At 49.7% G+C, this 23,960-nt stretch carries 9 protein-coding genes; 6 read left to right on the top strand and 3 right to left on the bottom strand.

Features of this window, described 5'->3' with window-relative positions:
* Positions 1-26 precede the first annotated feature (26 nt).
* Positions 27-1,157, bottom strand: coding sequence for an IS30 family transposase (locus LKE23_RS05365; RefSeq protein WP_291976173.1), 1,131 nt, complete (start codon positions 1,155-1,157; stop codon positions 27-29).
* Positions 1,158-1,479: 322 nt separating this feature from the next.
* Between LKE23_RS05365 and LKE23_RS05360 the strand changes: the two genes are divergently transcribed.
* Positions 1,480-2,346, top strand: coding sequence for a TrmH family RNA methyltransferase (locus LKE23_RS05360; protein WP_291976301.1), 867 nt, complete (start codon positions 1,480-1,482; stop codon positions 2,344-2,346).
* Positions 2,347-2,685: 339 nt separating this feature from the next.
* Positions 2,686-7,113 carry a mucin-binding protein gene (locus LKE23_RS05355; protein WP_291976300.1) on the top strand — a complete coding sequence of 1,476 codons (4,428 nt, stop codon included), beginning with the start codon at positions 2,686-2,688 and terminating at the stop codon, positions 7,111-7,113.
* A 61-nt stretch (positions 7,114-7,174) separates the two neighbouring features.
* On the opposite strand, the gene brnQ is transcribed toward LKE23_RS05355, so the two are convergent.
* Positions 7,175-8,542 (bottom strand): branched-chain amino acid transport system II carrier protein, encoded by a 1,368-nt coding sequence (brnQ, locus tag LKE23_RS05350; protein ID WP_291976298.1) that lies wholly within the window; start codon positions 8,540-8,542, stop codon positions 7,175-7,177.
* A 599-nt stretch (positions 8,543-9,141) separates the two neighbouring features.
* Between brnQ and LKE23_RS05345 the strand changes: the two genes are divergently transcribed.
* The 3 genes from LKE23_RS05345 (at position 9,142) to LKE23_RS05335 (ending at position 22,143) form a co-directional block, all read left to right on the top strand.
* Positions 9,142-14,097 (top strand): YSIRK-type signal peptide-containing protein, encoded by a 4,956-nt coding sequence (locus tag LKE23_RS05345; RefSeq protein WP_291976297.1) that lies wholly within the window; start codon positions 9,142-9,144, stop codon positions 14,095-14,097.
* A 349-nt stretch (positions 14,098-14,446) separates the two neighbouring features.
* On the top strand, positions 14,447-14,674 hold the full coding sequence (locus LKE23_RS05340; RefSeq protein ID WP_291976296.1) for a YSIRK-type signal peptide-containing protein: 228 nt from the start codon (positions 14,447-14,449) through the stop codon (positions 14,672-14,674).
* Between the two features lie 371 nt (positions 14,675-15,045).
* On the top strand, positions 15,046-22,143 hold the full coding sequence (locus LKE23_RS05335; RefSeq protein WP_291976295.1) for a mucin-binding protein: 7,098 nt from the start codon (positions 15,046-15,048) through the stop codon (positions 22,141-22,143).
* A 77-nt stretch (positions 22,144-22,220) separates the two neighbouring features.
* Here LKE23_RS05335 and LKE23_RS05330 read toward each other — a convergent pair whose 3' ends face one another.
* Positions 22,221-23,114 carry a 3-hydroxyacyl-CoA dehydrogenase gene (locus tag LKE23_RS05330; RefSeq protein WP_291976293.1) on the bottom strand — a complete coding sequence of 298 codons (894 nt, stop codon included), beginning with the start codon at positions 23,112-23,114 and terminating at the stop codon, positions 22,221-22,223.
* A 143-nt stretch (positions 23,115-23,257) separates the two neighbouring features.
* On the opposite strand from LKE23_RS05330, the gene LKE23_RS05325 reads away from it, so the two are divergent.
* Positions 23,258-23,947: a FadR/GntR family transcriptional regulator gene (locus tag LKE23_RS05325; protein ID WP_291976292.1), complete on the top strand. Its 690-nt coding sequence runs from the start codon at positions 23,258-23,260 to the stop codon at positions 23,945-23,947.
* The last annotated feature ends 13 nt before the right edge of the window (positions 23,948-23,960 follow it).

Below are 23,960 nucleotides of genomic sequence, written 5' to 3'. Positions count from 1 at the left end.
TTTCAAGAATAAGTTAGCCACTGGACTCAAATAAATAATACTGACCAATTGATTATTGGTTGATGGAGCTGTGATATCTCTTGGTAGAAGGCCTTACGATAGATATCCATTGACGAATGTCCATTAAACATAGCTCGTGGATAGTGATTCATCCAATCATTAGTCGCTATGATCTGAGCACTACTATAGTTATTTATAGCTTCACCTTTGGTAATCTCCTTGCGGAGAAACCGGTTATTGATCTCATTGGATCCACGTTCCCAAGGGGAATACGGATCAGCATAGAAAACATGATCGTGAACTTGTGTTAACTCACTAAATTCTGAACCGTTGTCAGAGGTTATTGTCTTAAAAATGCGATAGTAAGCATCTGTGCCCATTTTCTGGCGCAAATTTATAAAGAACTGATTTACTGCATGCGCAGTTTTACCAGCAATTTTACTCGTGATATTAACTCGTGAAAGGCGATCAGTCATTACTAGTACAACACTGTCATTACCGTTTTTCTGTCCCTGAACTGTATCCAGTTCCCAATGGCCAATTTCGGACCGTTGGTCCGCAGTTTGAGGTCGTTGAGCAATATTAGGCCCTAAGCACCTTTTAGCTTGCGGATGAGTTTGATGATGCTTACGTTTAGGTTTTTCAAAGAGGTCTAAATTGGACGTACGAAGCACACCCTCATTAATCCATTGATATAAAGTTACAACCGACTTTGGGATCAGGGTGCCATCATTCATTAAATCTCGAGCCTTATAAATAACCGCTTGTGGGGAGTAATGGTGGTCGTCAAACTCACCAAGCATTAGCTGATCAGCTAATCGTAAAAATTGCTTTGAAGAATAATATAAGCGACGACGACCAGAATGGCGGTGATGTTCAAGATATGTGGCCTGACCAGCTTCATAACTATAGATGTAGTAAGAATATTCGTAAATCTTACCATTAGATTTTTGACGACGAAGTTGGCGGACCGTACCACGGTTGAGCTCGTTATTAATTGTTTGATGATTAACTCCTAATTGGCGACCAATTGCGCGATTGGAAAGTCCTTGCGACTTTAAAGTCGCAATCATCACACGTTCTTCTTTAGTAAGATGAGCATTCTTTTTATGAGTAGTCAATAAAATAGTAGACATGGTATCATTTAAGTGCGTCATTTGACGGACATCCTTTCATATAGGTTTGGTTCACTTAATATGATACCTGATGTCACGCCGAATGGCGTTTTTTATTTACCACCAACTGGGTGGCTAACTTCATTCTATAATCTACCTCCCAAAATCATATTGATAGTTTTTAGCTTTTGCCTAAAATTAGGGGTTGGAGTTCACAAATAAAATTTCATCGCTATTTTCATATTCTAGGTGATAATTGCTTAAGAGGCTAAAAAGCCAGCTAACGGGATCACCGGAGATGCTAATTCATGCTATATTATTAGCTGTACTAAGTAGCGTTACAAATGAATAAGGTAGATTCAGTATGCATAATTTAATTTTTCTGACAGATCTAGCCAGTCCCGATTTGGCTCCCTATGTGCGGTTCAACGAAACCCAGCTCTTTCATGCCCTGACCCCCAAGCCCGGTCTCTTCATTGCGGAAAGCCCGAAAGTGATCGAACGTGCCTTACGCGCAGGCTACCGGCCGGCGTCCCTTTTGGTGGAGGAAAAGTTCCTTGAGCGTGACCTGGTGGATTTGGATCATGAAATGGCGGCCAACCAGACTGGGGGATTGGGTGAGACACCGATCTACGTCATCAAGCGCGATCTGTTCGGCCAACTGTCCGGCTACAATCTGTTGCGCGGGGCACTGGCTGCGATGCACCGGGTGGAGCGGCCGGACCTCGCCAGCTTTTTGGCAATGATGCCGAGCACGCATCCCCGGATCGCTATTCTGGAAAACGTGGTTAATCCGGCCAATATTGGGGCAATTTTTCGGTCAGCAGCAGCCCTGGGCATCGATGGGGTGATCGTGACGAGCGACTCCGCCGACCCGCTCTACCGCCGCGCTTCACGGGTGGCGATGGGCACCGTTTTTCAGGTTCCGTGGACCTACATTGATGCCAAGGTTTGGCAGGAGAAAGGGATTAGCCTTCTTCACCACTTCGGTTACCAGACGGCGGCGATGGCGTTGCGTCACAACACCGTTAGCATTGCCGATCCGCGCCTGGATGAGGTAGATAAGCTAGCCATTATTCTCGGCTCGGAAGGCCCCGGGTTAAGGGAAAAGACGATCGCACAGAGTGATTTTACGATTAAGATCCCGATGGCGGCGGGCGTCGACTCCTTGAACGTGGCCGCCGCCTCGGCCTTAGCCTTTTGGGAGCTGGGGAATCGGAAGATGCCGTAACAACGGAAACAAAAATAGAATTTATTGCTGTGATGCAAAATCACTTTTTACGTAAGAAATCCTAGAGTAGCGATCTTGGCACTCTAGGATTTTTCTTTTTACATTCTGTTGACGCAAAGGAAGATGCGCGGTTCGCGCATGAGCTTCTAAAAATTATAAAAAATTTGTAAAAAAACGATTGAGCATAAATTGCCAGGAGCTAGTTCGCAAAATTGAACTAACTCCTAGCTGTTTTTGTTAACAATGTTAGTAATATTTATAATTAAATTAATCATATTATAAATAATGAACTATAATTAGCAGTAACTAGGATGCTTTTGGTGGGAGGAGTATGCGATTATGGTATCAAAAAATAATCAGAAACTTTTGGCACGGAAAAATGCTCGTCAGCATCAACACTTTGCCTTACGAAAACTGACGATTGGACTGGCCTCCGTTTTGCTGGGGACCACTATTTACGGTGCTGCCGATGCCGATCAAGTTGCCACCGCTAACCAATCGGCGGATGCTAACGTGAGCCTGACGGAAAGCAGCACGCAGCCGAACTCTGCCACTCAGGCCGAATCGGCGACTGGCAGCACTGCGGCCCTCAGTGCGAATGCGCAGTCTTCAGGTTCAAGCCAAACTACTTCAGGGTCGGCAGACGCCGCGCCAGCACAGTCAGCTGCGGCGGGCTCGGCTAGTGCAATTACGGCAGCTAAATCTGCGGGCTTGACGGTATTTGATTTGCAGGACGAACCTACGATTTCTGGCCTAACCTTTACAGGTGACGTCAGCGAGCTCAAGAATACAACTTCAGGTAAAGCTGCCACTAATATGAATTTCCAGACGGGTGACACGGCGGATTTAACCTATACGATCCGAAGCACCGGTGATACGTCGAAGGTACAAAACTACTATTGGCAGGTCGGTAGCAAGTATATCTTGATGCTACCGGCAGGCTTCAAGCTGGCAACACCGTGGCAGAGCGGGGACTTTTACACCATTACTGATCTAGGAAAGGTTGGCAATAATGGCGAATGGGCTTACCTTGCCACCCTTAGTAAGACGCCATATTATGGGATTCCACTTTCCTTAACTGCGCACATGACAGCAACCAGTGATTTAGCGGGCACTCACCAGTACAGTGGGCAATCATTGCCTAGCCTGCTGATGGCTGTTAATGACAATGGCATCTTTAAGGGCAGCAATTCTATTGTCCTTGGTGGGCAGATCTATACCGTTGATAATTGCAGTCAGTTCATTGGCGATAATCCGCTGAATTATAAGATTATTCCGGGATCGACGTCACTCAATAGCAGCAAGTACACGGTGACGTCGATCGAACATTCAGTGCATGATGTGACCGGAGCCGGCAACAGGGGCTATGAGGAAATCGACCCAACCATTCAAATCAATGGTCAGGTAAACGCGGGCGACTACATTGACTTCCGGTTGGGAATTCCATACAAGGACAACAGCGGGCAAACTCAATACCTGATGTACGACTCCTCGCTGTCGAAAAGCTTCGACTTAGAGAGTGGGGTTGGGACGGTTTACAACATGGGTGACTACTACCGGCTAGTTTTCAATTCGACGGCCAGCCGGCTCAGTAATCTGCAGGTGAAGTTGCAACTGAAGTGGGGCTCGGATAGCAATCAGGCCTCGCTCAATGCTAACAAGAGCTATGTCTACCAGAAGACAAATGATGCGACGAAGAACGGGACAACATTTCAGTACACGCCGACTGATGACCTGATGATTAACGGTCAGCGCTTTGCTAGTGGCTTTACCGTAACCGGAACCTATGTTGATCCTGCAGTGAAGTCAGATACTGCCAACCATAACGCATCATATGAAACGATTGGATCAGTTAACCGGACTTGGAACAACCGGGGGACCGTTGTCATTACCACTGACTGGTATAATTCTGAAGCCGCAGAACTATCCACGGATGTCTTGGGGAATGAATTTGATCTCAAAATTGCGGTCCACCTCGACCCAACGGGACAGATCACCTATTCTTATGATTCACCAGAGGAACTTGCCCAGGCCATTGAGAACGAAGTGGTTGCACCGGACACCCAATTGCCAGCCAACCAATTAGTTAATGACGCAGCTCTTTACGCAACCGTCAACAAGACCGCCGGGCAAAAGCCAACGGTTCACGTATCGGTTACACGGACAATTACAACCGATCCTAGCGACCAGGACACCCAAATTGTGACTTATCATGTTAAGCTCACCACGCCGGACGACCCCGCGGCAAAGATTTTGTTGAAGGGTGCCATTAGACCAGTGACCGCATCGGCCAACAGCTTTACAATGCCTACTGACATTAAAAGCTACCAAGCTGATTTAGCGGCCGCCCATACCGTTCAAAACGCGAACTATGGTGGTGGTAATGATGATGTAAATGCAGCCAAGACCAGCAACGAAGCGTTGATGAAAGCTTTACAAACGGTTAAGCCGTTTTCCGGTCAATTTATAACCTATAAGAATGGTCAAAAGACTTCTTCAGGTGTCTGGGGTGGCCCATGGCAAGCGACCATTCGAACCGTTGGCAATAACGACCTCACGGGCGGCGGGGATGTTTCGGCCTTAGTAACTGCCACTTTATCGTTTGAGGACGTTGACTCGGGGCAAAAGCTGAGCTCGGATATCCAAGACCAGAGTTTCTGGGCTAATCAAATTAAATTCAGCGGAGCACAGAATGCCTACAGTCAGCTGAGCGGATACCAATTTGTAAAGGCCGTCAGTGTATTGGACGGCCAACAAACAACCTTGATTAATTTTGACCCAACCAAGATCGGTAGTTATGATTTTGGTAAGCTTAGCAGCAACGGACCAACTCAGTTCATCATTTACCTCAAACGGACTTCGAGCCAACAAAAGGCGACGTTAAAATTCGTGGATGATGATGAAAATGGGACAAGCTTGGCTGGCGAGCTGACTGCCAGCGGCGATAGCAATACACCGATTACCTTTATGGATGTTAACAGTCAAATAGACAAGTTAAAGCAAAAGCATTACGAGCTTGCAAAGGTAACGAACGATAATACACATGCAACTTTATCTGGTACGGACTGGGCAACGATCTTCGGCGCATTTGACAGCGACACAAAGACTGACCAAGCCTTTACGATTCACTTTAAACATGCAACGATGCCAGTTGATGGTCGTTCTAAGACGGTGACCGAAACGATCCATTACAAATATGCTGACGGGCACCAAGGTCAAGCACATTCGGATTACACCAAGAAGCTGACTTTCAAGCAAAGCAGAACCAAGGATCTCGTTACCAACAAGACCTCTTATGGCAAATGGACAGCACCACAAAGCTTTGACGCCGTTCCATCTCCCACGATTGCTGGCTACACTCCAGACATTGCTACTGTCCCTGAGCAGACGGTGACCGTTACGAACGATAACTACAATAGCAATCTGAATATCATAAAAACCGTCACCTATAATGAAAATAAGAAAGCTGATCAGCAAACCGCAAGCTTGAACTTTTTGGATGATACAACCGGTGAAAATATTCATCCAGCGCTAACCACTAGTGGTGATAGCGGCGCTGCAATTGTCTTTAGTAGTATTGGCAATTTGATAAATCAGTTCGAACAGCACCACTATCAATTAGCTAAAACGACTAATGATAATATACATGCAACTTTATCCGGTGCGGACTGGTCAACGATCTTTGGCACGTTCGACAGTGATACAAAGACTAACCAGGACTTTACGATCCACTTTAAACACGAAACGACACCGATTAGTCGCACTAAGACGGTCACTGAAACGATCCACTATCGGTATGATAATGGTCAACAGGCTGCCAAGAATCACACCCAAGTTTTGCCCTTTGAAGGAACAGGCTCCAGGGACCTGGTTTTGCAAAAAGATGGTCCTCTCAGCTGGCATCTGGAAGGGACCACTACGGACCAGGGTGACTTTAAGGCTGTTGTTAACCCGAGCATTGCTGGTTACCACGTTGCCTCAGCTAAGGGTGCCAATGGTCAAAACGTTCTCGATCCGGCAACTAACAGCGTTAAAGCTTTGCAGGGGGTAAACCATCAGTCAGCGGATCAAGTGGTAACGGTAGTGTATGCGGCTGATTCCGTACCGGCACAGTCGACGAGTCCGAGTTCGCAAGCCTCGACGCCATCAGCCCAGCCGACGAATCCAAGCTCACAGGCCTCGACGCCATCAGCCCAACCGACGAACCCAAGCTCACAGGCAACGACCTCATCAGCGCAGCCAACGAATCCAAGCTCGCAAGCTTCGGCACCGGCAACTCAGCCGACGGAACAGCCAATGAATCCAAATTCCCAAGCTTCGACGCCGACGGAACAACCAACGGCTCCTTCAGCGCAGCCGACGAATCCAGGCTCTCAGTCATCGGCACAACCGACCGCTCCGGATTCACAGGTTTCTGAGCAGCCAATCAGCCAGCCAACGGCACCGAGCACTTCGACACCGAACTCATCAACGCAATCCTCGGTGCCAAGTATTCCGACAACAACGCCATCAGCGTCCTTGTCGCAATCCGGTCAACCGACCCAGCCGGCCGTTCGAAATTCTGCACCGCAACTCGCAACACATAAGCCTTCTCAGCTGAGCAGCGACCCCGCGGTCAAGACGCCATTGCTGGGCGTAGCAACAAACGCCAATAACAAGCAAAAGCTTCCACAAACCGGTAATCATACCAGCGCCTGGGTTTGCGTTGGTCTTCTACTTGGCGCGGCTGGCTTAATTGGCTTGCTAGGTTCCAGAAAGCGACTGTAAACTTTTGTAACCAAAAAAGTCTCCAGAGCGTGTGCTCTAGAGACTTTTTCTTAAAATGCAATTAGTCTTCGCTCGTCCGTAAGCCGAACGCCTTGCCCCGCAGTGCGTGGATGCCAAGGCCGATCAGCATTCCGGCGATCCCGAAGCTCAGCCAGCCGAAACCGTTGGCGAAGAACGGGAAGTAGTGTTGGGCAAAACCAATCATGGCTTGGGCCCAGCTGGTGTTGCGGATCAGGGCCGGGGTGGCGTTGATCATGTCGAAGATGGCGGGGATCAGCGTCAGGCCAGTCGTAATCCGGTAAACCAGCGGATCGGAGTGGAAGAGCGGCGAGGTGATTCCGAGGATGATCAGAGTGATTGCCAGTGGGTAGAGGAACATCAGAACCGGCGTCGACCAGGCGATGATCTGGTTCAGTCCCATGTTTGCAATCAGGAAGGACAGGAGGCAGTTAAACCGCAGGAAGGCCTTGTAGGAAATCCGTGGGAAGCGCCGGTGGAAGTCCTGGGAGAAGGCAACAACCAAGCCCATCGCACTGGTCATGCAGGTAATCGTCGCCAGGGTGGCGAGGATGGCGTCACCCGCGGTCCCCATGTAGTAGTGGGCAATCTGACTCAGCGTGGTCCCGCCGTTGGCAGCCAGGCTGAAGTGGCGGAGACTGGTAGCCCCCAGCCAGGTCAGGCCGAGGTAGATGATGGCGATGCCGGCCATGCCGAGCAGGCCGCTCTTGGCAACGGCCAGTGAGATCGTTTTTTCACGCTTAATGCCGAAGCTGCGGATTGCCATGATAACGGTGATCCCGAAGGCCAGGGATGCCAAGCCGTCCATCGTGTTGTAACCCTGCAGGAAGCCGTTGGTGAAGGCGGCCTTCTGGTAGGCGGCGGTGATGGTGCCAGAAGCGGCGGAACCCAGGGGATGAATAAATGCTAGCAGAAAAATGATGAAGAGCAAGAGCAGAAAGGCTGGGTTCAACAGGCGCCCGATCAGGTCGGTGATCCGGCCCTGCTTGGTAGAGAAGAAGTAAACCAGGGCGAAGAAAATTGCTGAATAGATCAGCAGGCCGATGTGGTTGCTACTCGCGGAGAGGTGCGGCGTGATCCCGATGGCGTAGGGAACGGTGGCCGTCCGTGGGGTCGCGAAGAGTGGCCCCAGGGTGGCATGAATCAGGATCAAAAAGATCAGGGCGTAGCGGTGGCCGTTGGGCAGCGCCAAGTCATAGATCCCGTTTGAATTGGTGATGCTGATGGCGAGCAGGGCCATCAGTGGGAGCAGCACCCCGGAGATCAGGAAGCCACTACTCGCAGAGAGCCAGTGGCCGCCCGCCATTTGCCCGAGGTGAACGGGAAAGATCAGGTTCCCGGCCCCGAAGAGCATTCCAAAAATCAGTGATGCGATAATGATTGTCTTACGTGTATCCAGCTTTGTTTCCATATCAACAAGTCCTTCCTCAAAATAGAATTTCAACGTACAAAAAAACGTCCCTTCCGACAGTTGTCGAAAAGGACGTTTTCACGTGTTACCACCTTTATTCGTGCTGCCATCACTAGCAGCACCTCACCCCGTACACCGCAGTATACGTTGACGCTGTAACGGGCGCACCCGGCTGGAACTCTCGCTTGGCGATCGCCCCAGCCACTCCTCGGCTACTTTCATCTGAGCGCGCCTCCACCCGTTCTCACTTACCGGGCTCCCTGTGCGATGCGCGGTCACACTACTCTCCGATTCATCGTGTTTGCATTGTACGTTGAATTGATTGTCATTAAATATAGCAGGCCTGATTAGAAAATGCAAGAGGCTTTATTAAAAAAATCTAATTTAAAATTTGTGAATTTTGCCTTAAGTGTGATCGAATAATGAATCAGTTGAAGAGAAAAATAACGATTATCGTCCAATAACGAAAAAGAGAAATTTAGTGAAAAATTACGCATTTCGTGAAACGCTTTCAGAAAGTGGTGGCGGGGAGAAAATGGCCTATGATATAATAAAAGTGGCATAACAATAACTATTTATCGGGTGGAGGAGGAAGGAAAATGAAGAGAAATCAATTTTTAGACAGTGCTAACCAAAAACAGCGGTTTAGCCTGCGAAAATTGTCAATCGGGACTGTTTCAGTCCTGTTAGGTACAACCTTGTACTTAGGAACTACGACAACTACAGCGCAGGCGGATACGACCGCAAATAATGAGCAAGCAACGGTGACCACCGGTTCTGACTCATTAAATTCTAATGAAGTGGCGCTGCAATCACAGAATGACAGTAGTCAACCGTCGGGCAACAGCCAGGCGGCTTCTTTAGAACAGGCTAACAGCACCGGCAGTGCGACGAGCAGTGCTGCCGATTCATCAGCTAGTTCGTCGACTGCCACTCTAGCGGATAGCGATGCAGCCGCGGATACGCCGGCCGCAGCACCGTCCACGGAAGGTTCGGCCACGCCGCAGCAGGATGAAGAACACTTGCTGGCGTTTGACGGTACCGATACGATTAACTTCGGGAACAAAACAATCAAACTGCGCTTTAAGACAAGTGATACTAAGGAGGGCGATGTCTTTAAGATCGTCATTCCGGAGACTGGTGAGGGATTCGATGTTACCAGCGAATACAATACTAGTTCGGGCTATAACATTGCTTACGGTGACTTCCAAGGTGACGACAACGATCAAAGCGGGTACGGTACGGCCACGCTGACCCATGATGCTGTAAAAAAACAGTGGGTCCTTACCGATAAAGTTACCAAAAAGGTGAGCTTCAACCAGCCGTTTACGATTACCCTTAATGATGAGAACCTTAACAAAAAGATCCTGCATTCGACGGGGCAGTTCACCGGGAAGATCTATCTGTACAAGAACGATAAACAGATTGATGAAGTGGACTATAAACTCAACTTGGACGCGCCAACAATCAAGCTGAAGTGGAACAACAATACATTTGGTTATGATTATGTAACTTCCATCTATACCATGGACGGCACGAGCGTTACAAATGCGCGGCTGAATGCTAATACTGACTATCAGTGGAAGATGAACGCCGAGTTCCCACTGGAATTCAACCACGGAACTACGATCACTATCACTATGCCAGAGCATTTCCAGCTGAACGAGGAGCTGACTAAGAATAGTAAGTACCAAAAGAATCTTTTTGACACTTGCCACGCCACCATCAATCAGGAGGAAGATGGCACGGTTAAGATCACGATTCCTAAGTCGACTAATGAAATGCTGGCTAACGCTCGAATTCACTTTAATACTGACTTCTCTCTGGTGGGGCAATTTAGGATGGATGTCCCAGGCCATGAGACTCTTTTAGCAGCGGGAAAATATCCGACTCTGACGGAATACACCAATGACCAGGGGACGACGAAGAGTTATTCGGCAGAACATGCGCCGTACGTTTATATCATAGGCAAGGAGTCGGGAAGCACCAATGAACCGCAGCCATCTGCCCTGACTCTGGATATTGATCCGGATGAGTACGATGGAAGCAAGCCGGTAACGTACATTGACAAAGCGCAGAGTCATAACCTGAACCAGAATATTTCCTTTGGTGCGGCTCCGTATGCGTTGAAGAATGTTCAGGCAACCATCACGATTCCGGACGGGATGAAGATCACCGAAGTCGGTACTTCTGGCAATCGGCAACCGTTTAATTACACTCTGCACCTGAGTGACGGCAGCACGGTCACGGGGGCCACTACCAGCATCGGTGCGATGACTGAACAAGTCAGCGGTGGAAAAACGATTACCAGTGTCGACATTGTGGTGGACGACATGGGGGCGTACAAGACAGTGGGCAACCTCTACCTAAAGGGGACACTGGATACGACCAAGGTCAAGGTTGGCGACAAACTGAAGACGACCCTGACGGTCAGCGCGGCCGGCATGGGTGAAAGCGTCGAAAAGTCCATTGAGCAGGAAGTCGTCAAAAAGGCGCCTGATCCTGTTGAAAATAATATTGACGTTACTGTCGATGAACGGAACACAAATCCAGGCTATGCAAATGCCGGTTACATTGACATCCACGTTAAGAAATCGACAGCCGAGAAGCTGACTTTTAACGTTGTTTTGCCAAGCAACACGAACCTTAGCTATGTTCAATATCTGCCAGCCGATGGACAGGTTGAAAAATCAATCAATGCGGACGGCCGGACGGTTCTAACAATTACTGGGACCTTTAAGCAAGGCGGCATCAACATCTGGCTCAATAATTCCAGCCTGGTCACCGAGAAAAATGAAAAAAGTGACTTTAAGGTTTACCTGGGCGAGATGACTGAGACTAATTTGCAGAAAGCCTCGGAAAGCCATGGGAGCAAGACGACTGATGGTGGCCTGTGGACAATTATGACCACCTTCGCGACGCGCACGACTTCCTTTAGTAAGGGGAATCAGGGCGGCGACTTTAAGAAGGCAAGCCTTTCGACCAGTTGGGGAACCGATGAGCTGAGTTTTGAAAATACCATAGTTAACGCACAAAAAGATACGCTCTTAGCCCTGAAAATCGCTTCCGTTGTTCCGGGGACGTGGGATGGCAAGTCGGAGTACGACATGGCGCTCACTGGTCCGGTGACGGTTAAGAACATGCTGACCCAACAGAACGTTACTGCTGGTGTCCAGAATTACTACCTGTTGGCAGAAAGTCTTCCGGACCTGAGCACGATTGCAAAAGATTCTGACCCAATCAACCATTATGGCTTTGTCACCGCCGATCAGGTGACGGATTGGTCAAAGGTCAGAATGGTCCTGACGACGATTGACGAGATGCCGGGTAATGATATTTACGGCATCATCCTGTCCGGAAACGATCCAACCTTTAAGACCGATGCGGGCAAGACGGCCTGGTCTTCGTCGATTGCCTGGGCAAGTAATGTGCTGAATCCATATCCGGTTAATCCAGGCGATAAGGATTCGGCGAAAGTCACGATTCAGAGCATCAGCCATGCCAACTTGATTACGATGGTGCCGAACTCGGAAGGAAGCGCTGCAACAGATAACGAAATTGTAGAATCTTCAGATGGAGGCAACGCTGACGGGACAGTAAAAGAGTATATCGAGTTCAAAAAGACCGATGATACAAAGGCCAATGATACAAAGGCCAATAATATTCTGAAGAAGGAAGGTTACACTTATCAGGTTTACTATTTTGGTGAATCATTAGTTAACCTTGTCAATAGTGAAGGCAAGGATGATCAAGCCACACTGCTTAAAAAATTAGATGTTCCGTTTTTGAAACAAACAGTGCAGAGTGGTGAAGTCTACGATAGCTTAAGTGATGCCCTGAAAGCTCATCCAAAGTATGATGATGAAGATGACTGGGATGCGGTGGCGACAGCTGATAATATTGCTGGCTTCTACACCCAGAACTTCATTGTGATCTATACTGCTGTTGCCCCAAAGCAGACGCTCTACATTTTGAGCGATAACGATCCATACGCGGATAATGAGACTACAAAACAATACGCACTGCCAAAGACGACTACGGAAGCCGATCAATCGGGGACGGGCTACTTTAAAGTACAAGGCAATTCGGCAGATCCTCTTATCAAATTGGAACAAGGCGAAGCTAGCAATAAATTTAGTGAGAGTACGTCTTGGGATAATGGACCAAGTTTGTATACACGGGAAGGCTACTATATCAGTGAAGTTACATATAAAGTGACCGATGCACAGGGAACGACACACACCGTTACGCTGAAAGTCAATAAGACTTCACACTATAACCTGGAAAATGCGGCAGGAGACAATGTGGATCGGCAACTATTGAGGATTTTGAATTTCTTAACCACGGGTTACAACGAGACTGGTGGAAACGAAGCTACCTTCGAACTGACTAGTAGTGGTTACGGGGCCGACCAATCACCGTTTGAGATTGAGATTGACGGACTTGACGGATCTTCAATTGATACGAGTGAGAATCATCGTCAGCTTGTGACATCGGGTTCCTCAACCTGGGTCTACGATGAGACGAAGTATGATAACAGCAACCAACTGAATCTCGATCCGCAACCGCAGATTATCACGCTGACCTACGCATCTTACGGAGATCAGGTTGCCTCACTGCGTTTCTACGATGATACCGACGAAAAGTTCATTGACACCCTGCCGGCACTGTCCGCCAAAGGCAATAGTAATGGAAAGATTTCGTTCACCATTCCGGCCGGCTATGACTTCTCTGGCTACGATTTTGTTGGAGTGACCGTGGGAACTGACCCGCAGAGCGCAGAAAAACTTGATGGGGCACAATTGCGTGATGTTCAGTACGGAAATTTTGATGCGGACTACACAACTGATCAGAACTTCATCGCGCACTTCACGCACCGGACTGCGCCAGTAGAACAGAAGTACACGGTCACGGTGCACTATGTTGATGAGAATAACGCCGTGATCAAGGATCCAGCAGTTCTGGGTGCTGATTACAAAGATGGCGACCATTACGACGCAGCGCCAGCAAAGAAAAGCACCATCACCTTCAACGGTCAGACCTACGACTACGACAAGACGACTGGTGCGGCTGAGTCTGGCACGATCAACAGGTCAAACGTCGACGTGACCTACGTCTATAAGCTTAACCAGCCGGAACAGCCGACGGGGCCAAGTCAACCGACAAGCCCGAGTCAGCCGACGGAGCCGAGTCAACCGACGAGTCCAAGCCAGCCAACGGAGCCGAGTCAACCGACGAGTCCGAGCCAGCCGACGGAACCGAGTCAACCGACGAATCCAAGTCAACCGACAAGTCCGAGCCAGCCGACAGAACCAAGTCAGCCGACGAGTCCAAGTCAGCCAACAGAGCCGAGCCAACCGACGCAGCCAACGACTGTTAACCAGCCGAGCGTACCGGGACAAGAACCGGCAGCTCAGCCACAAGCTCAACAGAAGACCACCCAAAACAAGCTGCCGCAAACCGGCAACGATTCCTCCGCTGCCGTAGCGGGGATGGGTGCTCTGCTTGGCATGTTCGGTCTGCTGGGCCTTGGCAAGCGCAAGAAGCGCGACTAATATTTTGATGTTACCGACAAAAGGTCTGGGATGTTTTTCATCCCGGGCCTTTTTGTGTTTTAGCAAAATAATTACCCGATAAATCCACAGATTTGTGCAAGCTTGCGTAAATTTGCAGATTTATCGGGTCGTAAAAGCGCCAAACCCAATTCGTATTTTTCAAAGTTAGGAAACCGTAGTCCCTTCATGATTGAAACGATGCCTTTATCATTTGATTGACAGAAAAAGGTTGGAAAGGCCGAAAGCGTTTATAAAAAGTGATATACTCGACTCGTAAGTTTATTTATAGGAACTTGATTTCCGATTGCTTTTTTGGGAAACCACTGGTCACTTTATTGGGGGAATATAGATGTTATCGAAAAATAATACTTCGCTTTATCAAAAGCAGCATCGCGATCAACGTCAACGCTTCGGACTGCGGAAATTGTCCGTTGGTGTTGCGTCGGTTCTGTTAGGAACCACTTTTCTAATTGGGGGGGTACAACTGCCCAAGCTGCTAGTCAAGACTCTTCTGAAGGAACTTCGTCAGAGCAAGAGCAAGAGACAAACAGGGTCGCTAACTCTGACCAAACTGTAACTCTGCAGAACAAGAGCACCGCTGCAAATAGTCAAAGCGGAACTGCTAGCGCGCAGCCAGCTGCCCAGAGTGCCGTCCAAAGTACTGCCGCTCAAAGTAGCGCTGCTGCAGATGTACAATCAACGGCAACTGCCGACAGCGCTTCCGCAACTAGCCAGGCTGAAAAGAAAGCCTCAAGCAGCGCTAACAAGAGTAGTCAAGCTAGCTCAGCCGCTGCCCAGAGCAGTACTGCTAATAGCCAATCGACTGCCACAGCCAAGCAGACAAAATCAACCGGCCTCGACCAGTCCCTGGCGGAAACCTCCGGCCAGCTGGCTACTAAGACCTTTAGCCGGACTATTAAATATCTTGATCTAAGCAGCCAACAGCAAATGAAGGACGATAATGGTACCCTAATTCCGGATACGACCTTCGTCATTACCGTTACCCCCAAGTACACGACGGATGCCACGGGCAAGAAGACCTGGACCTGGTATTACAGTCAGCCCAATGGCTTGGCAGAGGCTCAGGCTCCGAAAGTTAAGGGCTATCGCTTCTTAGTTTCTTTCGGAGGAAGTTGGCATATTGAAAACTCTGTGATTGCCTCGCTGGATGTCCCGGCCGTGGCAAAAGTTGACAAACTAGTAGATGACAATGGAAACCCAATTCCCAATGCATGGAATGCGGCTGGTTCGACCATTGATGCAAATCCGCAAAAAATTTATTATACGAATAATTACTCCGTTAGTGTCAAGCTGATTGATGATACGACCGGTCAAGCATTGGTTTTGCCGGCGAATAACTCGCTGGCTAATTGGTATCATAACGGTACCTATGCTTATTCTTACTTTGTCCCGGGAGACTTTGTCGGAACATTCAAGGGTATCACTGGCTACCGCTTGACATCGGCCAGCCAAGCGCTCCTTGATCAGACATTTACCAGTGACAAAAATGGCAGCAGTTACTTGCCGTCACAGGATAAAGCTACAGATGTTGACATCACCTTACACTACACCGAATCCAAGACCCAGTTTACACTGCTCAATGAAGCAACTGGCAAGCCGATTACGGTTCCAGATGGGACTTTCGACTATGGAACCTATAATGCACAGACGGGAGTGTACACAGCTGCTGCCGGTCAAAATTATTTCGATGATATGAGCCAGCTTAGCGGTTGGAACCTAACGAGCGATTCACAAGCTACCTGGGATCAAACAACTGATAATGGGAATAATCAATTATTGCCAACCGATGGGGAAGCAGACAAGGTTGCAACTCTCTACTTCGATCAGGCCTATCCGTTGAATATTCATCTGGTGGACCAGGACGGCCAACCAATTCAATGGACTAACGATTATTACAGCAACGGTACTTACAGTCTTGATGCTTCCGCGGATAACTTAATCGATGACCTAACCAAGATTCCGGGCTACACCTTGACTTCAGAATCTCTTGCTGCCTTTAAGAATGCTTTTGATTACAGCGAGGCAGATGCGGCCTACGCTACCAAAGACGATTTCAAAGGCCTGGACCTGACGTTGACCTATAAGAAGGCTGATTCAGCTTCCTTTACCGTTAACTTTGTTGATGCCGACAGCAATAACAAGCAAGTCGCAACTAAGGACTTTAGTGGCAACACGGGCGACAATCTGACCCAGAACGTTAAGGACGAGTACCAGTCTCTGCTCAACCAGCACTACACGGTGGCCAATGACCCGCTGAACCTGGTTAAAAACGGCCAGCTGGTAAGTGATGCCAATGTTGTCGTCTTAAGTGACGGGATGAAGGGCCAGACCTACACCGTGACCCTGAAGCATGCCACGCAGTCTATCAATGGTCAGCAGGCTGTAACTGGCTCAACTACGCAGACAATTCCAGCTGCCGTTGATCAGAGTCAGCTTAAAAAGGAATTTACGAAAAAGATTGTCGTTCAATATGCTGACGGTACGACCAAGGACTTCCCTAACCCAACCACGGCTTATCAAGACGCCGATTACGATGAAGTCACTGGCAAGGTGACCTACAAGGGCAACTGGAGCCGGACGGATGCGGACGGTCATACCGAAAGCCTGGCTGCGGGTACCTTAATGTACAAGAGTGTTGATCTGTCAACGCTTGGCCTCACGGAATCAGCCTATGTCCAAGGACACGGTGATGAAAAGCTGTCTGCCATTCCGGCAATGCCTGTAACGCTGGAGAATACGGCCAACCAAGCTTCAGTCTTCGTCAGCCTTTACCAGGCACCCGCCTCTGACGCCGACACGACAATCCATGTCTTTGCTGTCGAATCTGGTGATCTCGCTTCTAAGACTTTCAAGCAGACGGTAAAATATGTTGATGCTCAAGGCAATCAAATGAAAGATCCTTGGACTGTTTCCGTGACTGTGACGCCACATTACCAAAATAATGTGGATGAAGGAACGACGACCTGGACCTGGACGTATTCACCGATCGCTAGTGGAAGCGCAGAGAACATGTCGCCTAACATTTCTGGCTACTCTGCAAGTAAATCTCTTAGCATTATAGATATCCCGAAGTATTTGAAAGCTCAAAATTATCAAGATGCCAGTGATAACCTGGTGAATGCCCAAGCTTGGAATAATCTGCCAAGTACGACGACTTTACCGGATCAAAAGGTTACTTACTCCTCGAACGCCCGCATCACGATTACGACTCCAGGGACGACGAGCGATACCATTCCCGGGACTAACGTTAAGTATCCACGAGACGTTACCCAGGATGAATTGGAACGAGATGTTGAAGTTCCTTACACAATTTATACTGGTAAGCTCGGTGACTACACTCCAACGAAGAAAAACTTCACGGTTAAAGCTACTCGTTCATTGACTTATAATCCAGCAACTGGCGAGATTACCAGAAGTGACTGGACCTTGCCTGACGATATTGATGATCAGATCAACCAACAGATTACTAGTGTCGTCAGGGATTACACAGACAAGGGCTGGAAAGTTAATGGCGCGGTTCCTCAGTTCGAATTTCGTGGACTTAGTAAACAGTTCAGCGCAGCGGAAACTGCAGGGCCATTGACCTTGTCAAGCGACGATTACATTGAAATCGACCTATTCTTTGAACACAGGGTGGTTACTTTTGTCACCGCAAAAGAAAAGGCACAAAAACACAGCACGGATGACAGCTATGTTACCCAAGCAACTACGAATGATCTAGTTCCGGGTACCCAAATTAAATACACACAAAATGTCACCCCAACAGACGTGGCCGTAGATTGTACCCGGACAATTGTTTTGCACTACTTGGATGGCCATACTGAAACTAAAAAACAAACGCTGACAGCAGAACGAGGGATCTCTTTTGATGCCGTCACCAAACAATTTACAGGTTTGAACGATCAGTATGAAGTGGTTGATGGCGATACCTGGCCAGAGTACACTTTGCCGGCGGACTCTTACATGAAGGATCATGACTACATTTCAAGCACACCAATGTCTAAATTACCGGCAGAAGATTTCAACCCCAATGATCCAGCCAAGCGAAACAAGACGGTGGACATCTATGTTGGTCATATTCACTACACCTTCAAATATGTCAATGCCTTAACGGGGGAAAGCTTGACCCCACTTGGCCCAACTGCTCATACTGCTGAGCATCCAGATGGCTTAGCACCAGCACAGACGGAATTTGACCTTGATGCTTCCTATGTTGGGGAAGCACTGGGTGATTATCTGCGGGCCGGAGATACAGATGCTAGTGGACGGACAACAATCAGTAGCCTTCCTGCATACCCGATTAATGGATATAAGATGCTGAATTATGATCAAATTGCCAGCCAGGTAATCAAGGGTGATAGTACCGACCAAACCATTACCTTTGAGTATGCCCCACTATCACCAATTCTCGTAAAGTACGTCGATGAGGACAATAACCAGTCGATTTACGAGGCTACTTTTGATAACAAGGAAGCTTTGCCGGGCCAAAAGTACACCACGGCGGCACTGACCTTCCCTGGTTACCAGTTTGATCATGCTTCGACAAACACAACCGGAACAATCCAACAATATCAAAAACAAAACGATACCAATCCTGTTGTGGTTACGTACTACTACAAAGTAATACCGGGCCAAGAACGGATTGCGCAGTTCTCACGTGAAGGGAACCGCAATAGAGGAGGAGAGTCACCTGTCTTTGTTCCGACTAACGCCAAGGGCAACGTTGACGAACCGGTTGACTACACCGATATGAATAAGCAATTCCAGCAGTTTGAACAGAGCAAGGGCGCTCAGTTTGTTGGTGGTGTTAATATCCTCGATGGTATTTGGGGTAACCAGATTAATGAATTTGATTATCACTACGTCAGGAACCAACAGATTGTTGTCAACTATCTTCAAGCTAAGAATCAAAATGGCGAAATTATTGATACAACGGATGCCATTACGAATCACCCAGCAGTTGAATTGACAGCATATACTGGTAACTGGCAAACTGTTGCACCACAAATTGATGGCTATGTCTTTGATCATGCCGAATTGGGAAGCATGCCTGCCACTGGCACTAAGGCCTCAGGGACCAAGGAACAGACCGTTAGTGGTCAATATGCCGTAACGCCACAGCAGGTGAACTTCTACTACCTCCCAGTTGCTACTCAGAAGACCGAGGAAAAGACGGCCACTCGGCTGATTCATTATGTTGCCAACAGCACTAGTGGCAAACAATTGCAGCCTGATGCAACCCAACAAGTGACGCTGACCGGCACTTACTACGTGGATGCCCAGGGCAACCGGGTTAACGCCACGGAGGCCAAGGATGCTTCTGGCAATCCAATTTACGTAGTTGCTGATGGAACGGCTGTCGAAACTTGGACAATTAAGGCCGGTACTACACCAACCGACGTAACAGAAAATGGTGGCCAGTACGTCTTCAACAAAGCAACTGGCACTGAAGCACCTGATGAAATCACGGTCGGTGCAGCATGGGCTAGCCAGCATGACGTCGCTCAGGGCGAATGGAAGAAGTCCTCTGAGGAATATAACACCGACTTCCAGCTGCAGCCTTCACAGGTTCAGTGGAAGGATGGCAAGACCGCATTGACGCCGGTCTACCTGATCTACGAGCTGCAGGGGCAGTACGCCGTTCACTACCGTGATGTCACGGGGCTGGATAAGACTACCTTTGCTCCAACTGACGGGGTTGCAATTAGTGGTCATGATGTCACCGGCATCAAGGACAGCGTTGGCACGACGCCTGACAAGACGGACAAGCTATGGAAGGATTATGCCGCCAAGGGCTACGTGGTTGTTCAGGCGGATGCCAACCTGGCCCACCAGACCATCACGGCTGGAATGTCCGACCAGTATGTCTACCTGAAGCACCGGGTTGTAGAAGTTACGCCGACGACGCCAACCGAACAGGTTCCAAAGAAGGACGGTAAGCCAGTTGTCAATCCAGCTACCCTGGAGCAGATGGCAAAACGGACGGTTCACTACAAGGCCAACAGCCAGACTGGCGACGATCTCTTAGCAACGACCATCCAAGAAGTTAACTTCACCGGCAAGACCTACGTCGACCTGGTCACCGGCCAAATCACCACGGCCGAATCCACTACGGATCACGACAGCGGCAATGAGGTTCAAGTTGCAACTGGCAAGCCTGGCACCACGACCTGGACGGCCCAGGCTGGTGATGGCTCGACCGTGGATAACGATCAACCGTACTTCGATCAAGTTACGCAGAACCAGATTGTCAATGGCCTGAAGCCAGGTGTCTGGGATGTCACGGATGCAAGCAAGGACAATGCGCCAAAGGTATTGGTTGCCGATCCGGCAAGTGCCGACTGGAAGGATAGCCAAGACGTCTACCTGATCTACACTCAGGAACAGGGCGCTTATAACATCCACTATATCGACGTTACCAACAGTGATAAGACCAGTGGCTGGACGAAGGACGACGGAACTGATCTGACTGCCCATGAGATCAAGAACATTCATGGTTACGTCGGTGAGACGCCAACTGTCGCAGCTGACCAATACTGGAACTTCAGTGACAAGTATGTGGAAGTTGCTCAATCCGCTAACCTTGGGAAGCAGATTCTTACCAAGAATACTCCGGACCAGTACATCTTCTTGAAGCACCGGGTTCTAGAAATTACGCCAACGACGCCGGTCGACAAAATCCCAACCAAGGATGGCAAACCGGTAGTAAATCCAAATGATCTGACCAAGACGGCTACCCGGATCGTTCACTATGTTGAAAATGACAAGACTAATCCAGCACAAGCCACGATCTTACTGAATCCGACTACCCAGACGGTTAACTTCACGGGTACGGTTTACGTAGATGCTGTCACGGGTGAGACGACCACGCCAACAACGGTCAAGGACGTCGTCAACGGTCAGGATGCTCAGGTTGCTACTGACAAGCCTGGCACCACGACCTGGACGGCCCAGGCTGGTGATGGCTCGACTGTGGAGAGCGAGAAGCCGTACTTCGATCAAGTTACGAAGAACCAGATTACCCATGGTCTGAAGCCGGGCATCTGGAATGTCACGGCTGCAAGCAAGGACCATGCGCCAAAGGCATTGGTTGCCGATCCGAACAGCGCGGACTGGAAGGCTAACCAGGATGTTTACCTGATTTACACCCACTACACGCCACAACCGAAGACCTATTACTGGGTCATTGAGTACCAGACGGAGGATGGCGAGCAGCTTCAGTCTAACTATTGGGCTGGTTTCAACTACTACAGTTGGGACTCCTACGATGTCACTACGCTGGGCACTCACTACCTAAGTGAGATTACTACCAAGGATGGTCACAAGTACCAGCTGGTACCGGCGGACACTGTTAACGGGAGCGGTACCTTCGCTAGTGGCAATCAGACCACGATTCTGAAGTACAAGCTGGAAAGCTCGACACAGCCGACGCAGCCAACGCAGCCGAGCGTTGAACCAAGTCAGCCGACGGATCAACCAACGCAGCCAAGTAGTGAACCAAGTCAACCGACGAGCCAGCCGACCCAACCAAGTGGCGAACCAAGTCAGCCGACGAGTCAACCAACGCAGCCGAGCGGTGAACCGAGTCAGCCGACAAGCCAGCCAACGCAGCCAAGTGGCGAACCAAGTCAGCCGACGAGTCAACCAACGCAGCCAAGCGTCGAGCCGAGTCAGCCGACAAACCAGCCAACGCAGCCAAGTGGCGAACCAAGTCAGCCGACGAGTCAACCAACTGAGCCGAACACGTCTTCGCAATCAAGCGATTCGGAGATCACCGGTCAGCCAACTGAACCTGGCCAGCCGACCGAGCCAGGGCGGACGCCGTCAACTAGTACGACCAGTCAGTCGCAGAAGTTGACGCCAACCCAGCCAGCAGCTCAGCCACAAACTCAACAGAAGGCCACCCAAAACAAGCTGCCGCAAACCGGCAACGATTCCTCCGTTGCCGTAGCGGGGATGGGTGCCCTGCTCGGTATGTTTGGCCTGCTGGGCCTTGGCAAGCGCAAGAAGCGCGACGAAGATTAAAATCGAATAATTGGCATAAAAGAAGCCTCCCCAGAACCGCAACAATGGTTCTGGGGAGGCTTTTGCGTTCTACAGTTTTACTTTAAGAAGTCGGGATCGAGGTATTCAGGGTTCGGGTAGTAGTAGAAGCCCTCGCCATCGTCCTTGCCGGATTGGCCGGCGTCGATTTTCTCCTTCATCTTCTGCATGGTGAGCTTGGAGACCGGATCGTCGTGCGTCTTCAGATATTCGAGGCCGACGTAGTAGGGGGTCCGCAGCCCGATGATGTCCATCGTCGCCATCGGGCCCATCGTTGCGCCGGTCGAAATGATCCAATCCTTGTCGATCGTAGCCGGGTCCGCCACGCCGGTAGCCCAAAGCTTCAGGGCCGCAATTTCAAACGGCACCAGCAGGGAGTTGAGCAGGTAGCCCGGCTGCTCCTTCTTCAGGACGATCGGTACCATCCCGATCGCCCGGGCAAACTCGGTCAAAGTCGCGATCGTCTCCGGTGCGGTCTGCGGAGTTCCCATGATTTCCGCCGTGTTGAAGAGCCAAATCCGGTTGGCAAAGTGCAGGTTGGCAAACTTGGCGGGGCGATCGACGTGATCAACCATCATGCTGGGGGTCAGTGTCGACGAATTGCTGGCGAAGATCGTCTTTTCCGGCGCCACCTTGGACAGCTGGTCGTAGAAGGACTGCTTGATGGCGAGTTTTTCCGGAATCGCCTCGATGACCAGGTCGGCAGTGGCCATGGCACCCTTTAAATCGGTGGAGTAGGTCAGGTTCTTCAGGTGGGCCCGGAAGTCGTCCTCCGCCAGGTTGATGTCATGGTGGTAGTCGGGGAAGAGACCCTCAACCCGCTTCTTGGACCGGGCGATGGACTCGTCACTGACGTCATAGAGCGTTACCTGGAAATCGTGGAGGGCGGATTGGTAAGCGATTTGGCTCCCCAGTACACCGCCGCCCGCGACAACTACATTTTTGATTTTCATCGAAATCACCCTTTCTATATCAAACAATCACAGTTTATCAATTGAAAAGCTAAAACAAAATGCAGATTGGCACCGCATTCATAAAAAGAGTGGTAAAATTGAAATTGGATACTGGTTCAACCAATCAGAAAGAGGGTAATCATGTGGAGATCAAACCGATTCGCTCGCAGACCAAGCAGGAGCTCTTCGTTCAGCAGGTCGAGGACTGGATCTTTTCCGGCCAACTGAAGCCCGGCGACTCGCTGCCGAGCGAGCGCACCCTGGCGGAACAGATGGAGGTCAGCCGCTCCGTGATCAATCGCGGCCTGAATCAGCTCGCCCAGCTTAAGCTAATCCGGGTAAATCCGCAGAGCGGGAGCACGGTGAACGACTACTTCAAGGAGGGCGACCTGCAGACGCTAAACGAGCTTCTGCACTATACGCGCGGCCACTACGATCCGGCCCTGCTGCGGTCGATGTACCAGGCCCGACAGCTGGTCGAGGGCGAGATCGTGCGCCTGGTCAGCACGAGCATCACGAAGGCCCAGGCGGCCCAGCTGCGCAACATCGTGGACGACTTTGCCCTGTCCGATCAGCAGTCCGGCGAATTCCTCTACCGCTTTTTTCACCAGCTGGCGATCGACGCCGACAACCAGGTTTACCCGCTTCTGATCAGCAGCTTTCATTCGGTCTACGTCGTCCTCGGCGGTTGGAACAGTACTAAGAAGGGCCGGGAAAAGATCATCCAGTTGAACCGGCGCCTGGTCAGGGCACTGGCTGGGCACCGAACCGCAGAGGCAGTGAAGATTCACCGGGAATTAATTCGGTGGAGCCTGAACGACCTGTTGCGGTGAAAGATCATTAAAT

Source organism: Limosilactobacillus sp. (assembly GCF_022482365.1).
Taxonomy (GTDB): Bacteria; Bacillota; Bacilli; order Lactobacillales; family Lactobacillaceae; genus Limosilactobacillus.
This window is presented reverse-complemented; position numbering and strand designations above follow the sequence as displayed.